Source organism: Pseudomonas sp. SC3(2021), from assembly GCF_019856535.1.
In the GTDB taxonomy this organism is placed as follows: domain Bacteria; phylum Pseudomonadota; class Gammaproteobacteria; order Pseudomonadales; family Pseudomonadaceae; genus Aquipseudomonas; species Aquipseudomonas monsensis.
The window spans coordinates 1709143-1724321 of record NZ_CP082236.1 but is presented as its reverse complement, the minus strand read 5'-3'; the positions used below and the strand labels follow the sequence as shown (position 1 = coordinate 1724321).

Below are 15179 nucleotides of genomic sequence, written 5' to 3'. Positions count from 1 at the left end.
AGTAAAGCCGCTGAAAACCAGCAGGTTATGCCAAACCTGCAGGCTTTTGAAGCGGACTTCGCAAGCACCTGCCCCGCCCTTGCGCTCTAGACTTGGCTCACCGAATCGACAACGAAAGGGGTGTGAGGTGGCGAGTCTCTGGCTGTTTTTTCTGGCTTTGGCGGTGGTCTATCTGTTGCCCGGCCCGGACATGATCCTGCTGCTGCAAACCGGGGCCCGGCAGGGTCGCGGGGCGGCACTGGCGACAGCGACAGGCCTGGCAATTGCCCGCGGTTGTCACGTGGCATTGGCGGCGTTGGGGCTGGCGGCGCTGTTCAAGGCCGCGCCGTGGACATTCGAAGTGGTACGGCTGGCCGGCGCGGCGTATCTGCTGTGGATCGGTATCCAGTGCCTGCGCAGCACGCTGGTGCCGAACCTGAATACCGGCGACGTTGCCGGGATGCCCGGGCAATGGCGTGAAGCGATCCGGCGCGGTGTGCTGACCAACCTGCTCAACCCGAAAGCGTTGCTGTTCTGCTCAGTGCTGTTGCCGCAATTCATCGTCGCCGAAGGCGCACCGGTGCTGACCCAATTCGCCGTGCTCGGCGCCCTGCTGGTCGGCATCGGCCTGCTGTTCGACAGTGCTTATGCCCTGACCGGCGCCGCCCTGGGCCGCTGGCTGCAACACAGCCCGATGGCGCAACGCGTTCAACAGTGGCTGTTCGGCAGCCTGTTGATCGGCTTCGCGGTGCGCCTGACGTTTGTGCAACAGGCTTAGACGTCGGGCGTCTTGCGACGGCGACGGCTGATCAACAACAACGCGGCGGCGCTGCCCAGCCCGAGGACACCGATCACTGGCCATTTGTAGGGTCGCAGCGTTGTGCGCACGGCATCGGTGACCTGGGTGACGTAACGTTTGTCGGCGTTTTCAAAATCCGGATACGGGCACTGATGGCCAAAATCCACCGCCCAGGGCACGTACGGACCTTCCTTCACGTAGCGCTGATATAACGCGCTCTGCTCTTCCAGGCTGCTGTTCCAGCCTGCGGCCGAGCACAACACGGCGGCAAACGCCTGACTGGTGTGCGGCAGGTTGTCGGCGGCGCGACTGGCCAGCGCGGTGGCGACAAACCGGTAGTGATAACGCTGATCCGGTTGTGCTTCGCTGGCCTTCTGGCGCTGCACTTCGGCTTCGGACACCAGCGGGCCGACGTTCAGCTCGACGGATTCCAGGCTGTAATTGCCCCCGAACGTGGCGTAGTCCGGCGCCATCTCGTATCCGAGGATGTCCATGCCCCACTCACGGGCGGTCCACGCCGCGTTGTACAGCGCACTGGCGCGTTTGGTCGGCCACCACGCGGCATCGGCCTTCAGCCGTTGCTCACCGTAGAGACGGGCCTTGTTCTGCAGATCGGGGTTGTCGAAATAAGCCACCGCGTCGGCGTAATGCCCTTCACGCAACAAGCGTCGGCCAAGCAGATTGCGCAGGCTGGCGGCGACCGGCAGCGGCACGTAGTTGTCGCGTTCCTGCTGGGTTCGCGCCGCTGGGGCCGGCACGTTTTCATCCACGTACCGCTTTAATTCTTCCACCGTCAGCACACGTTCGGCCACGGTCGCAGCGTCAAACCAATAGGTGCTGTTGCTGCGATACAACTGCACGAAGGCTTGCAGGTATTCGCCACGCTGCAAGGCGAGAATCGCGCTTTCGCCCTCGACCCGGCATTTCGGCTGAACGGTTTCAAACGCCCAGTCTGGCGTGCGTCGATAGCCCCAGTCTTCGGTCTGCGGGAAGGCTTGCGCGGCTTTCGCATAAGCGGCGGCAGCGCCAGTCTTATCACCGTCACGCACCGCCAGTTTGGCCCGTAACCACCACGCCAGACCGCCGTCCCCGGCATTTTCAAGAAAGGCCTTGGCGCTGGCGTAATCGCCCTGTTGATAACTCATCGCTGCCAGCCGATCGGCATTTTCCAGGCTGCCTCGGGTAGTGTCCTGCAGCAGCTTCACGAGTTTTTTCTCGTTCGGCGGTTCATCGCCAAACGACCAGCCAAGACGGCTGACCAGAGAAGCCGTGACCAATTGCTGCACGGCTTTGCGCTGGAGCAAATCCGCCAGCTCAGCCTCGGGCAGTTCGGCCAGCTCATTCATCAATTGCTTCAGAGAGGTATACCCGACGGCCGAGCCGTGCAGGTTTTGCGCTTCATACAGTTCGATCGCGCCACTCCAGTCGCCGGCGGTGCGCAACACGCGCGCCTCTTCGCCGAGGCTGGCGACCCCAAGTTCCAGCGGGTCGCTGAAGCCGTCGATGCTCAGTTGCCGGGCTTGGCGGAAGGCATCGCGCGATTGTTCCAGCGCCTCTGGCGCTTCCCCCGCCTCGGTGCTCATGGCAAACCAGGTACGCCCCAACGAGTACGCAGCCCAGGTGCTGCGCAACGGACGTTGATCGGCCGGCAGCGCCAGCAGCTTGTCGAAGTACTCGACCGCCAATGGATGATTGCCCGTGGCAAATGCCACGGCGCCAGCCACATACAAACGTATTTCCGGCGGCAGACTGGCGCCCTGCGCCTCGGCCTGACGCGCATCACTCAAGCCACGCAACTGTTTGACCAGCGCTTGCTGTTCGGCGCTCAGACCGGCCTGCTCGGCGGTCTCCCGCGCCGCAGCAGCTGCGCTCTCATCGCCGTACAGATCATCGGGATTACGCGTCGCGGCCGTGGCGTTTTTCAGCCCGGCGATGGTTTTGCCGAGGCGGCTGATCTCGAAGTTGAAGTTGCCCTCCGGCAGATCGGCCAGGGTCTGCCCGCGATTGTCGAGCAGACGCAGCGGGAAGTCCGGGCCGCAGGCCAACGCCGAACCCAGCGGCAGGCTGAGACTCAGGCAGAGCAAATGGCGGGGCCAGTTACGGGTCAACATGCGAACCTCCTTGATCAATATGTGCGCAACGAGCCCAACCGATGGCGCGTTGTGCGCCTGCCGGCAATCGGCCGTCGCGCAGGCGGGTGAAGGTAAGCAGATCCGGGCTTTGTTGCAATGCATAACCGGCCAGCGCATCGGCGCCTTCGCAATCCCGCGCTTTCACCGTGATACGCGCGGGCCAGGCGCTGTCGAGGTTACCGGGGTTATCGAGTGTGAGGTCGTAGAGTCCGTCGGTTTCGCTGAGCGTCAGGCCCAACTGACTGTTCAAGGCATCGCCTCGGGCAACGGCGCGCAACGTGGTCAGACTCCAGGCACGGCGGTCGTTGGCCAGCGGCAGGCGAAACCAGATCAGCCCGGCCAGATGGGCCGGAGGATCCTCACGCAATGTGTTGCCCAGTTGGCTCAGTTGCTGGGGATCGGCAAGCAGCTCCTGACGCTGACCTCCGCGCTCGAGCGGCACCTCACTCTCCACCAGCGGCGCACCGCCCTCATCCGGCAGCAATGCCACGCCGTAGGCTGGGAGTGCCAGATAGAACGGTTTATCGGTGATCCGCGCCCAGGCCCTGGCCCATTGCAGCGCCTGATCGGGATCAAACAGACCGCGTCGCGGATCGCTCACTGCGTGCACTTGCAGCACACTGCTGTCGACGGTTTGCAACAGCGTCGCCAATTGCCCGCTGTCGAGCCAGGCGGGCAGCGCAGTGATGCTCAATGGCAGAGAGGGCGGCAACGCAGCGCGCAGATGCTTGAGGAATTGCGCGTACGCCGGCAGCCGCGCGTTGCCGGCATCGTGATCGACCTCGATGCCGCTCAGGGTCAGGCCTTGTGCCTGCCAGTCAGCGATGACCTGGAGAATCTGTGCCGTGACCTGCGCCTGGTCCAGCGACTGGAGTTGTCCGTCGAGACGCATGACCGCGATCAATGGCCGACCATCGCGCTTCAACACCTGCGGATCGATACGCGCCCGGCTCCATCCTGCATTCGGAAAAGCCTGCAAGGCCAGCACGCGCAAGGTCGAGAAGTCCGCACGGCTGTCACGCAATGCAGGGTCATGGGCCGACGTCCACTGGCGTTGCCAGACGTAGAGCTGCTGATCGAGCGGCAATGAGGCCTGCGGCTTGCAGCCGGCGAACAGTAATACAGCGACCGCTAATGTCAGCTGACGAACAAAAAACAGCATGCCGTGAACAATCCTGTGGCGAGGGAGCAAGTTCCCTCGCCAAAAATACAACCCGATGTTGCCGCCACCTTAATCAGGCAACAGGCTTGCGGGCAATGATGACCTGACTTTTCGCCACCACCGCATCCAGCGCTTGCTTGATCTGCAAACCGCGCGGCGAGTCCAGTACGGCTTGCCAGGTATTGGCCCAGTGATTGAGCAGCGGATGATCCGGATCGCTCAAATCGACCTTGGCTTCCCAGAACAGCAGCATCCACAGCGACCAGTAAAAACCGTACTGGCTGTGGCTGATGATTTCCAGCCCGGCCTCGTTGACCATCGCCTTGAACTGATCTTCGCTGATGACGCGTATGTGGTTGGGTTTCTGGAAGTACTCAGGCGCGGCGATGTCCTTTTGCAGGTCTTCGGAACTGGGGTGCGGCACACTCAACAGGTACAGCGCGCCCGGTCTGCCGACGCGCACCAGCTCAGCGAGGAACTGTGCAGGGTCGTCGACGTGTTCGATGACTTCGGTGGACACCACGCGCGTGGCAGTGGCGTCGGCAATCGGCAGCGGGTTGCAGTCGGTCACGTGGCACTCGATGTCGCGCGCCGGAGTGTCGCTCAGGCGCTGACGGGTGGCTTCGACCTTGGCGCCATCAATGTCGGCAATGATGATCTTCGCCCCGCGCATGCCGCAGAAATGCACGTTGCCGCCATCGCCGCAGCCGACATCGAGCACGGTGTCATCGGCCGACACCACAAAGCCCTTGAACAGCTCGTCGGTCTGCTGGTTGAACCAGCCGCTGAGCACCGCATCGTGCAGGCCGAGCGCGTACGAGTCGGCCTTCGCGGCGGGCGCCGCGACAGGCTCTGCCGGGGCTGGAACAGGCGTCGTCGCCGTGAGTTTCTTCAACAGTCTCAGCATGAGGTGGCTCCAGAGGATAGGACGGCGGTTCGGCAAGTGCCGAGGCGTTCGCCCCGTGCAACGCCACGGTAATGCAGGGGCAGTTCGATAATGCGATCGTTGTGTTCACTGAGCATCCGCCAGGATTCCTGACGGTTGCGGCCACCTCGCAGCGCGCGAGTCGGACTACGGGCGGTGAGGTAGGCGCAACTGGCGCGCGGCACCATGATGTCCAGCATTCGTTCAGCGCTCATCGGGCAACCCGGTATCCAGGGGTTTACGGGCAATGATCACCTGGCTCTTGGGCATGAACTGGTCGAGCACTTGCTTGACCGCGAGTCCGTCGGGTCGTTGCAGCAACTCATCCCAGGTTCGGGCCCAGCCTTCCATCAACGGTGGATACGGCGCATGAATGCGATCGCGCACCGCACCCCCCGGATCCTTGCCGGCAGCCTTTTCGCTGGCCCAGAAGAAAATCATGCCCATCACCCAGAAGAATCCGCTGGCCTGCCGATGCTCGATGACCAGCCCCGCGTCTTCGACCATTGCTGCAAAGCGCTCCGGGGTGAAGATATGCACATGGTTCGGCGTCTGGTAGTAATTTTCGGGGGCGATGCCTTTTTGCAAATGCTCGCCAACCGGTGCCGGTACGCTGAGCAGATACAACGCACCGGGGCGCCCCATGCGCACCAGTTCGGCCATGAACGGCTCAGGCTCGTCGACGTGCTCCATCACTTCCAGGCACACCACTTTGCTCGCGCAGCCATCAACCAGAGGCAATGGCAGGCTATTACTGACAAGACCCAATCCGGGCCGGGAGCTCTGAGCTTCAACCTGACGGGCCAGATCACGCACTTTGTCGTGTTCGCTGTCAGTGAAAATCACCGAGGCCCCCTTGCGTACCGCGAACAACGTCGCGCCGCCCTCGCCACAGCCGACGTCGAGCAAGGTGTCGTCCGGCGTAATGGCAAAGCCTTTGAGCAATTCGCCGCTGTCATTGAGAAACCAGCCATCGAGTACCGCGTCATGGAAGCCGACATCGCGCGGCGACCAGGTGAACAGCGGTGGCGGTTCAGTTGTCGGCTCAGCCACCGGCTCGACAACAGGTTCAACCGAGGGCGCCGATGGTGCGCCGAGCAAACGCCGAAGCAATCGGCGAATCATGCTCCGGTCGCCTCAATAGCCCGTTCGGCGTGCCGCTCGAACAGTTGCGCAAAAAATACCTGCAACCGCTGCTCCGCCACGGCCTGACTGCAAAAACCTCGCAAACTCTCCACCGCTTGCGCCGACATCAACGCATAGCGCTGTGGATCGTTTTTGGCCACCTCATAGCTGGCGCGGTACGCCGCACAAATCGAAGACCATTGGGTGGCATAGCGCAGCGTGCGGTAAGCCGAGCGTGGATCGTGTGGCCAGGTGGTCAAATCCTCCGTTGCCGCAATCAGGAAAGCGTTATCGGCACTCAGATAGTCGATCATCGCCGTCGTGCACGGCGCCACTGCCGGTTTGCCGCAGGACATGAACTCCATCAGCGGCAGGCACTGGCCTTCACCGTAGGACGTGTTGACGACATAGCGGGTCGCCTGCACCAGACGCTCGTAATCCGCGTCTGCCAGGTAGCCATAGATCAGCACGATACGGCAGCGATAAGACTGATTCTTGTACAAGTGATGAAGGATGTCGGTGAGGGCTTCTTCGGCATCGTGGTGGGTGAGCTTGAGCACCAGCGTCGCGTCTTCGTTGTCACGGAACGTCGCGCAGAAGGCACTGATCATGTCTTCCCAGTTCTTGCGCCCGTCGCGAGGGTTGAACACCGAGGTGTACACCACGCCTTCAAGCAATAACGTTTGCTCGGTGACCGGCGCCTGAAAATCAATGCCCTTGCCGCGGCGCAGGCGCACCGGACCAAAAGCATTCAGATCGAGCTTGCGGCTGTCGACGACCAGTCCCTTGATTTTCAACCGCACGGCGTCGACGACAGGCTGCCCCTGCAACTGCACGCCCCGCGCGGCAAACCGATCCCAGACCGGTGCAGGCACGGCGACGATCGGGTAATCGGCGTCCATTGCTTCGCGCACGGCATTGACCGTGTAGCTGGAATGAGTGATCGCGGCGCCGCAGGCATTGAGCACGGTGCGCCAGTCGTTCAACGGATCACCGTTGAACGGTTCGTTGGGGATGGTGCTGAATTCCCAGGCGAACACCGGCAACGTCGGGCAGGCCAGATGCACCGGGGTGCGATGCGGGGGCGAGAACGACAGGAACACGCAGGGCTCGCCACGGGCATGGCAGTCCGCGTACAACGCATCGACTTCAGCGACCGGATCAGCAACCTCGACCACCCGTCCGAGGCGTTCCAGCACAGGCCGATACTCCTTGAGCACGAAGTAATAGCTGTATTCCGACCGGCCAAGGTTGCGGTTGATGGTGTGCTGGTTGGTTTCCGAATGGATGATGATCAGCATGAGGCGTTATCCGTAACCTGGGCAACGTTGCCGGCGTGTGACGCCAGTCCGAAAAAGTCCGCGACGCGTTCCTGCAAGGCGGGCACCGCGCAGTAGTTGCGCATGCGCTCGGCCGCCGCCAGTGCCATGTGCTGATAATCCTGCGGCTGCGTGGTGGCCATCCGGTAGCTGTCTTCGTAGGCCTTTTTCAGCGAGCCCCAGTCCGGTCGGTAACGTCGCGCACGATGCAGCCCACGCGGATCATGTGGCCAGTTGCTCACTTCCAGACTGGAGCCGACCACGAACGCCACGGACTCGTCGATGTAGTCTTGCATTGCCGTGTGATCGGGCGCGATCACCGGTTTGCCGCAGGCCATGAACGACATCAGCGGCAGGCACACACCTTCGCAATGCGAGGCGTTGACGTAAAAACTCGCGGCCTGATAAAGCCGGGCATGTTCACGATCATCCAGATCGCCCACGATCAGTATTACTCGGCACGCATACGGTGCCAGTTGCGCCATCGGGGTTATCAAGTGCTCGTAGACATCCGTCAGATCGCTCTGGGTCAAGCGCATCACCAGTGTTGCGTCGGGCGTGTCGCGAAATGCCGCGCAAAAAGCGGTAAGGATCTGTATCCAGTTTTTGTGGCCGTCCGTAGGGCTGAACGACGACACATAGACCACCCCGTCAATGTGGGTCTGGACCTCTACCGAGGTATCCGGCAGTTCCCGTGGCGCAGGAGCGACCACAGGCACCGGTATCGGGCCGGCGATAGTGGGCAAGCGTTTACCGAGCCAGTCATGCAGCCGCTCCGGCAGCAGATCGTGCAGTCCTTCCCAGTACCAGTTCTGCAGGAATCTCACCCGTGGCACCGGTGGCGTCTGCTCGTGGCCCAGATTCAGCAGCCACAGGCGCAGGAAATGCCGGGCAATCACATAGCGGCGCTTCAAGGTCAGCGGCGGTGGGCGTGAAGCTTCCAGTCGGGCCTCGATTTCCGCCTGTTCCTCCGCGGTGAGCGGTTCCGGCAGCAGCTTATCCGGGTGCAGGTCCATAAGCCGAGAATCGAAGATGCAACCTTTGACCGTCAACGTCGTGCCGGCATTGACCGGTGTGCTCGCGTGCTCCTCGCGGATCGCCGCAAAGCTTTCCCACAGGGGGGCCGGCAACACCAGCACCGGGAACGCGTCGCCCATTGAGCGACGGATCGCGGCGGCCGCGTGGCTGGACAGGGTGATCACCCGCCCGTGTTTCGCCAGCATGCGCGTCCAGTCCTGCAGCGGATCGTTGTCCCACTGTTCGTCGGGGATCGAGTCGTACTCCCAGGCGACCACACAAACGGTCGGGCACTCGAGATCGAAGGGCGTTGTCTGCGGGGGGTTGAACGAGAGGCAAACGCTGTCCTGGCCAGCGCTGAGCAACTGTCGGTAGAGCGGATCGACCGCGGCGACAGAATGCACGATGTGAACGCGCCCGAGTGTTTCAAGCAGCGGACGATAGGCCTTCAGTAGCAAGTCACTGGAATCAGGCTGAGCCGGATTCTGGCTGATGGAGCTGTCGTTGATATCCGAATAAAGAATGAAATTCATGGCGTTCCACGATGAAACTGCCATCCCGGCAGCCTCAAACTATGACGGCCAAACGTCGATCGGATCGGTGTCCGTCATACGCCTTCGGTCCCGTCTTGTTCTTGTTTTAGTGGTCAGTTTCAACTCTTTGCACGACTTGCCCAAAGGACCCGGGTAATCGTGACGAAGGGCATTCTAAACACATCCGTCGAGGGTTCGTGAACCATGCGCCACGAATAAATCGGTCTACGCTATCGAGAACTGACCGGTCACGGTTTGCCCTGTTGAAATTGTTGTGCAATTGGCACAGATTGCTCACAAACAACTACAACAACTGTTTCGCCTGTCGTCTGATCGACTGTTGCCTTCGGTCTGACAGACCTTCCTTTGAAACCTGTAGGAAGTGGCGAAAGTTAACGGCCAAGGGGTCGCTGTTGAAAAATTGCCTGTTCATCGCCGGTCCCGGGGGACTCCTCGAACAACACCTGCGAACCCGTCAGCGGCAAACCGCCCCGGATCGACTGCCGCTGCAAGCGTTTCCGGCTGGCGAGACCGCGACATCGGAATGGACACCGATTATCCGCAGCGTCGATTTGGCCATCACGGAGCGCGCCCCATGACTCGACTACTGGTGGAATGCACCCACGTTTTCAACCACCCCAAGCTCAATTCCGGCATTCAGCGGGTGGTACGCAACGTCATCAACAAGCTGCCGCCGAGCACGGACGGTGTCGAGTGCATGCCGGTGATCTTGCTCAATGGTCAGCTGTATCGGGTCACGCGCCTGGCGCCTCTGGACACGCCGGTGTTCAACGCCCTGGCAACCTTTGGCGATCGTCTGGAACGGCTGGCCCATCGCTTCTGGCAATGGCAGCAACGGCTTGATGCGCAATGCACATCGAAGCTGGCGCGACGGCTGCTGTATGTCGGCTATCGTGCCACTGCATTCGCCGCGTTCAGTGTGCCGATGCGGGTGTTCCGGCGCATAAGCCGGTTCCAGTTGCTCAAGCGCTGCACCCCGTTGCAACACCAACCGGACGATCAATTGGTGCTGCTCGACTCCTCCTGGCATTCGGATTTCTTCCCCCACGTCGAAAAACTCAAACGTGAAGGCGTCGGCCTCATTGCAGTGATTTACGACCTGATCCCGCTCAAGCACCCGCATTTCTATGAATCACGACCGGCGCAGGTGTTCAGTGAGTGGTTCGACTGGATCTGCCGCACGGCTGACGGCTACATGGCGATTTCCGCCACCGTACGCGATGAAGTGCGTGAAGAACTGCAGCGCCGGATCGGCACCGAGCAGAGCGAAAAGCGCTGGTTCGACTATTTCCATTTGGGTTCGGAGCTGGACCTGCGCAGTTCGGACGCCGCCGTCGATCCTGCGTTGCAACGGGTATTCGAGAGTGCCGAGCCCGTCTTCCTGATGGTCAGTACCATCGAGCCGCGCAAGAACCACGCTTACCTGCTGAACGCTTTCGAGCGCGCCTGGGCCAACGGCTCCAAGGCCAGGCTGTGCATCGCCGGGCACGTCGGCTGGAAGTGCGACGAGTTGCTCGCCCGTATTCGCAACCACCCGCAATTGAACCAGCGTCTGTTCATGTTCAACAACCTGAGCGACACCAGCCTGGAGCATGCCTACGCTCATGCCAGCTCCCTGGTATTCCCTTCGGTTGTCGAAGGGTTTGGCTTGCCACTGGTGGAGGCCATGCAGCGTGGCTTGCCGGCGATGGGCAGTGACATCCCGGTATTCCGCGAGATTGGCGGCGAGTTCATGGCCTATTTTGACCTGCGTGATCCGCGTAGCCTCACAGAGCTGATCATTACCTTTGAACGCAGCGGCCAGTTCCCTGCCAGCCGCGATGTCCGCGACTGGCGCTGGATCGATTGGCGCCAGGCCAGTCAGCAATTGGTCGAGCGCAGTGCACACCGTGTGCTGAAGGTACCGGCAGCACTCGGCAGCGCCATCGCGGCGGATGGCGGTGAGTCGGCAGCCACGCTGCCGCTGAAACCTGAATACCCAATGCTCCGCCCAGCCGTCTCGGGGTCGGCATCACACCACTGGTGAAAGCGTTTCATCGCGTCTGCGAGAACAAATGAACAAGCCTGCGCCCCATCCAGCGGCGCAGGCTGTTGCGTGCTACCAGAGAACGACCGTTGCCAACACCTGTCGCCATGCGCCGACGCCATTCTGCTTCACAAGTCCAGCACCAACGGCTGTGCACTCTGCGCCGGCACCGCACAACAAATCAGCACCTGCCCCTCTTCCGGAATCTCCGCTGGCCGCTGTGGATAATTCACTGCGCCACTGATCAGCCGGGTCTTGCAGGTACCGCATGAGCCACCCCGGCAACTGAACTCCGGGCGCAGTCCGCGACTTTCCGCCAGCTCCAGCAAGCTGCCGCCGTCTGGTTGCCAGCGCGCCTCTTTGGCCGAGCGCTCAAAGACCACCGGCACTGACGTTGTCGCCGCCGGCGGCTGCTTGATGACGATCGCGTCCGGGTCCCGCTGGCGTACGAGCGTCGACGGGCCGAAAGTTTCCGCATGAATCCGCGCATCGCGCACATCCAGTTCACGCAGGTTGTCATACAGGCCCTGAGTAAAACTGCCGGGGCCACACAGCACGAAGTCGATCTGATCGTAGTCCTCGACCTCCAGCAGATTGCGCAGTAACGCACCGTCGATACGTCCGTGCCGATCAAAATCCTCGCCCAGGTCGGCATCGTCTTCCGGCTGGCTGAGCAAACGCATCACTTGCACCGCATCGCCCGCCTTCTCCAGCAACTGATTCAGCTCCTTGCGAAACGGCTGGTCTGCGAGACTGCGCGAACTCTGCAATAACCACGTCGGGCGAATCCTGCGGGTACGCAGGCCTTGATAAACCACCTCGCGCAGCATCGACAGCAACGGCGTAATGCCGACGCCCGCCGCCAACAGCACCAAGGGCCGGCGTTCCAGCGGCGCCACGGTGAAATGCCCCTGCGGCGCGCGCGCCTCCAGCACATCACCGACGCGAATCTGTTCATGCAAATGGGTCGAGACCCGGCCTTCACGCTTCACGCTGATGCGATAGAAACCGTCCGACGGCGCGCTCGACAAGCTGTAGGTGCGGATATGCACCTCGCCATCGAGGGTAAAGCGCAGTGGCAAATGCTGGCCGGCGAGAAATACCGGTAAACCGGCACCATCAGTCGGCTCCAGATAGATGGAGCGAATGTGGCGGCTTTCCGCTTCGATTTTCGCCACCCGCAGCGGTCGCCATTGGTTGCCCAGAGCCTGCGCCTGCAAACGGGCATCCGCCTCGGCCCAGTTGCCGGTCAACAGGCTGTTGGGCGACATTCCGTCGAAGCGCCAGCGCAGAGCCAGGGCTGCCGGGCGCCGCACCAGTTTCTCCACTTCAAATGTCCACAACCGCTCCGCGCCTTGAAAGGCCTCGATCTGCGGGCCTTCAAGGATGATCTCGGTGCGTCCGCTCAGTTGCAGTACATCGCCTGTGGAAAAGTCGATGAACAACAGACCGGCCTTGGGATTGAGCAGCAGATTGCCCAAGGTGTTGAAGTGCAGGTTGCCGGCAAAATCGGGAATGGTCAGGCGATTGCCCTCCACCCGCACGAAACCGGGCTGGCCGCCACGGTGGGAAACATCCACCGCACGCTGGCCGTCGGTATCCACATAACTGGCGACGAAAAACGTGTCGGCGCTGGCGATCAGCGCCACCGCGGCGTCATCCAGCGCCGTCAGATGCCGGGCCGGTCGCGAGGCCGGATCGGCCAGCGGCACCCGTTGAAACTGGCGCAACTGAATGTATTGCGGACAGTTGCCAAAGGCCTGATCCACCGTCAACTCGAATCCGTCAGGCGCAAGATTGGCCACATGCCCATTGAGGCGATTGCGCCGCCGGGTATGCAGTTCGATGCCGAGCAAGCCGACAGGCTCGCCGTCGGCCAGTTGCGCCGGATCATCAGCAGCCGGCAGGCTGGAAAACCTCAGGTGCTGCGGATCAGGCGAGCGGGCAAATCCCGGCGCCCCTTCGAGCACACTGGCCCAGGGACGACCGTCGGCATCGACCGCGCCGAACAGCATGAAAGGCAGTTGCTGATAGAACTCACGGTGCTGATCCGGCATCCAGGTGCGAATCACCTTGCGTCCGAACGCCTCCATACGCTCGGCAACACCCACCTTTTCTTGCAGTTGCCGCTCGCCAGCGTGCCACGGTGAACGTTCCATCACGACCTCCCTTGCGCGCTGCTCGCGCAGTGTGGATCAAGAAAATCAGACTGCGGTTTGCAGTCCGGCAACGGTGCGCGGCATGCCGACAAAACCGGGCAACGCTTCGATCCGGGCCAGCCAGGCGCGCACGTTGCCATAGTCGTCCAGCGACACATTGCCTTCCGGTGCATGGGCGATGTAGCTGTAGGCCGCTACGTCGGCGATGGTTGGCTCGCTGCCCGCCAGATACGGCGTCTTGCCCAGCTCGATGTCCATCACTTTGAGCAAATTGTGCGAACGCTCGATCAGTTCGTCGGCATTGAGTTTCGCCCCGAATACCGTGATCAGCCGTGCAGCCGCCGGGCCAAACGCAATCGGGCCCGCCGCGACCGACAACCAGCGCTGCACCCGTGCAGCACCGACCGGATCGGCGGGCAACCAACGGCCGTTGCCGTACTTGTGCGCCAGATACACCAGAATCGCGTTGGAATCGGCCAGTACCACGCCGTTGTCATCAATCGCCGGCACCTGGCCGAAACTGTTGATGGCCAGGTAGGGCGCCTGTTTGTGCTCACCTTTCGCCAGATCAACGAGGATCAGCTCGGTAGGCAGTTGCAACAGGGACAGCATCAATTCGACCCGGTGGGCGTGGCCGGAACGGGGGAAGTTGTAGAGTTTGATCGCTTGCATGGTCGACTCCGCTGGGCAGTGGCGCCGTTACGGGAATGACAGCGCCGATGGGAGTCATCTTCCACTTATCGGTAAAACTACAGAATAACCAGCAAATGCAATCAATTATTTCAGCAGGCGCAATAGTGCCGGGTGTTCGCGCAGGGCGTTGACCGCGAAGTCGACGAAACTGCGTATGCGCGCGGGGGCCTTGCGCCCGCCTTGGTAGACCACGTGGATCGGTAATGGCGGCAATTCGAATTCGGCGAGGACAATTTCCAGCTCACCTGCGGCCACCTTGCTCGCCACTTGATAGGACAGCACCCGGGTCAACCCCAGCCCCAGACATGCTGCGGCGATCGCGGCCTGATTGGCGGTGACCACCAGACGCGGCTCCGGACGCACAACCAGCGACTCGCCGCGCTCAAGAAACGGCCAACTGCGCGTCTGGCCAGTGGCGGACGTCGCCACCACCGGTAAACCTGCCAGCGCCTGGGGATGTCGGGGACGGCCATGTTCGGCGAGAAATTGCGGCGAGCCGCACACCACCCGGCGCACCTCACCCACCCGAATCGCATGCTGATTGCTGTCCGGCAGCTCACCGATGCGCACCGCCACATCAATCCCCTCCTCGACCATGTTCACCACCCGGTCGAGCAACAGAGCATTGATCGAAACATCCGGATACTGCGCCAGATACCCGGCCATCACTGGCGTGACAAACAACTCGCCGAACAACACCGGCGCCGTCACCGTCAGTTGCCCACGGGGCTCGGCGTGGCTGCCGGCGGCGGAATCCTCGGCCTCCTGCACTTCGGCGAGAATCCTGCGGCAGTCTTCCAGGTAACGCTGACCGGCTTCAGTGAGATGGACTGTGCGCGTCGTGCGAACCAGCAATTGCGTACCGATCCGTTGTTCCAGTGCCGCGACTGCGCGCGTGATGCTGGCGGCCGACAGTCCAAGACGCCGTGCCGCCGCCGAGAAGCCTTGCTCTTGCGCAACGGTGGCGAAGGTGTGCATTTCCTGGAAACGATCCATGGGTCGACTCTCGCTTGAAAATCAAACGATCACAGCCTGCGGCAGGACCTACAGGGTGAACGCCAATACCTTGTAGGAGCTGTCGCAGGCTGCGAATTTTCCTGTGTTCAGATAAAAAAGGTTGTCACAAACCCCCTTAGTTCTCGACCTCTTCAGGAAAACGCGGACAAGCTACCGATTGGTAAAGGTTGTCACAGCGAATGTTCGGGCACAGAAAAGTAAGGGGGGCGGCATAAAAATGCCCTTGGTAGTTATGATGGTATCTTTTGCCCCCACATGCATAGGGGTAGAAA

The 15179-nt window shown here is 61.6% G+C and carries 11 protein-coding genes and 1 pseudogene; 2 read left to right on the top strand and 10 right to left on the bottom strand.

Annotation, left to right across the window (positions count from 1 at the left end; genetic code table 11):
- The first annotated feature begins 127 nt into the window (after positions 1-127).
- Positions 128-757: a LysE family translocator gene (locus K5Y35_RS07555; RefSeq protein ID WP_123470054.1), complete on the top strand. Its 630-nt coding sequence runs from the start codon at positions 128-130 to the stop codon at positions 755-757.
- Here the strand turns inward: K5Y35_RS07555 and K5Y35_RS07550 are convergent.
- The 7 genes from K5Y35_RS07550 to K5Y35_RS07520 all read right to left on the bottom strand — a co-directional run bounded on the left by K5Y35_RS07550 (position 754) and on the right by K5Y35_RS07520 (position 8991).
- The gene (locus tag K5Y35_RS07550; protein WP_222834002.1) at positions 754-2889 is read right to left on the bottom strand and encodes a hypothetical protein; all 2136 of its coding nucleotides are present in this window, start codon (positions 2887-2889) and stop codon (positions 754-756) included. The two genes, K5Y35_RS07555 and K5Y35_RS07550, sit on opposite strands and share 4 nt — an antisense overlap.
- Positions 2876-4072: a DUF3142 domain-containing protein gene (locus K5Y35_RS07545; protein ID WP_222834001.1), complete on the bottom strand. Its 1197-nt coding sequence runs from the start codon at positions 4070-4072 to the stop codon at positions 2876-2878. The genes K5Y35_RS07550 and K5Y35_RS07545 overlap by 14 nt, the downstream gene beginning before the upstream one ends.
- 73 nt (positions 4073-4145) lie before the next feature.
- Entirely contained in the window at positions 4146-4979 is an 834-nt protein-coding gene (locus K5Y35_RS07540; RefSeq protein WP_222834000.1) for a class I SAM-dependent methyltransferase, read from the bottom strand.
- Entirely contained in the window at positions 4973-5212 is a 240-nt protein-coding gene (locus tag K5Y35_RS07535) for a hypothetical protein (RefSeq protein ID WP_148050937.1), read from the bottom strand. The genes K5Y35_RS07540 and K5Y35_RS07535 overlap by 7 nt, the downstream gene beginning before the upstream one ends.
- Positions 5202-6122, bottom strand: coding sequence for a class I SAM-dependent methyltransferase (locus K5Y35_RS07530; protein ID WP_222833999.1), 921 nt, complete (start codon positions 6120-6122; stop codon positions 5202-5204). The genes K5Y35_RS07535 and K5Y35_RS07530 overlap by 11 nt, the downstream gene beginning before the upstream one ends.
- Positions 6119-7423 carry a glycosyltransferase gene (locus K5Y35_RS07525; RefSeq protein WP_222833998.1) on the bottom strand — a complete coding sequence of 435 codons (1305 nt, stop codon included), beginning with the start codon at positions 7421-7423 and terminating at the stop codon, positions 6119-6121. Before K5Y35_RS07525 ends, K5Y35_RS07530 begins: the two co-directional genes overlap by 4 nt.
- Entirely contained in the window at positions 7417-8991 is a 1575-nt protein-coding gene (locus K5Y35_RS07520; protein ID WP_261991309.1) for a glycosyltransferase, read from the bottom strand. The genes K5Y35_RS07525 and K5Y35_RS07520 overlap by 7 nt, the downstream gene beginning before the upstream one ends.
- Before the next feature lie 595 nt (positions 8992-9586).
- Here K5Y35_RS07520 and K5Y35_RS07515 point away from each other — a divergent pair.
- Positions 9587-10918 (top strand): annotated as a pseudogene (locus K5Y35_RS07515) (glycosyltransferase family 4 protein); the annotation flags it as partial.
- A 248-nt stretch (positions 10919-11166) separates the two neighbouring features.
- Here K5Y35_RS07515 and K5Y35_RS07510 read toward each other — a convergent pair.
- The 3 genes from K5Y35_RS07510 to K5Y35_RS07500 form a co-directional block, all read right to left on the bottom strand.
- On the bottom strand, positions 11167-13197 hold the full coding sequence (locus K5Y35_RS07510; protein WP_222833996.1) for a pyridoxamine 5'-phosphate oxidase family protein: 2031 nt from the start codon (positions 13195-13197) through the stop codon (positions 11167-11169).
- A gap of 45 nt (positions 13198-13242) precedes the next feature.
- Positions 13243-13869 (bottom strand): glutathione S-transferase family protein, encoded by a 627-nt coding sequence (locus K5Y35_RS07505; RefSeq protein WP_222833995.1) that lies wholly within the window; start codon positions 13867-13869, stop codon positions 13243-13245.
- Between the two features lie 105 nt (positions 13870-13974).
- Positions 13975-14886 (bottom strand): LysR family transcriptional regulator, encoded by a 912-nt coding sequence (locus tag K5Y35_RS07500; protein WP_123470073.1) that lies wholly within the window; start codon positions 14884-14886, stop codon positions 13975-13977.
- Between the last annotated feature and the right edge of the window lie 293 nt (positions 14887-15179).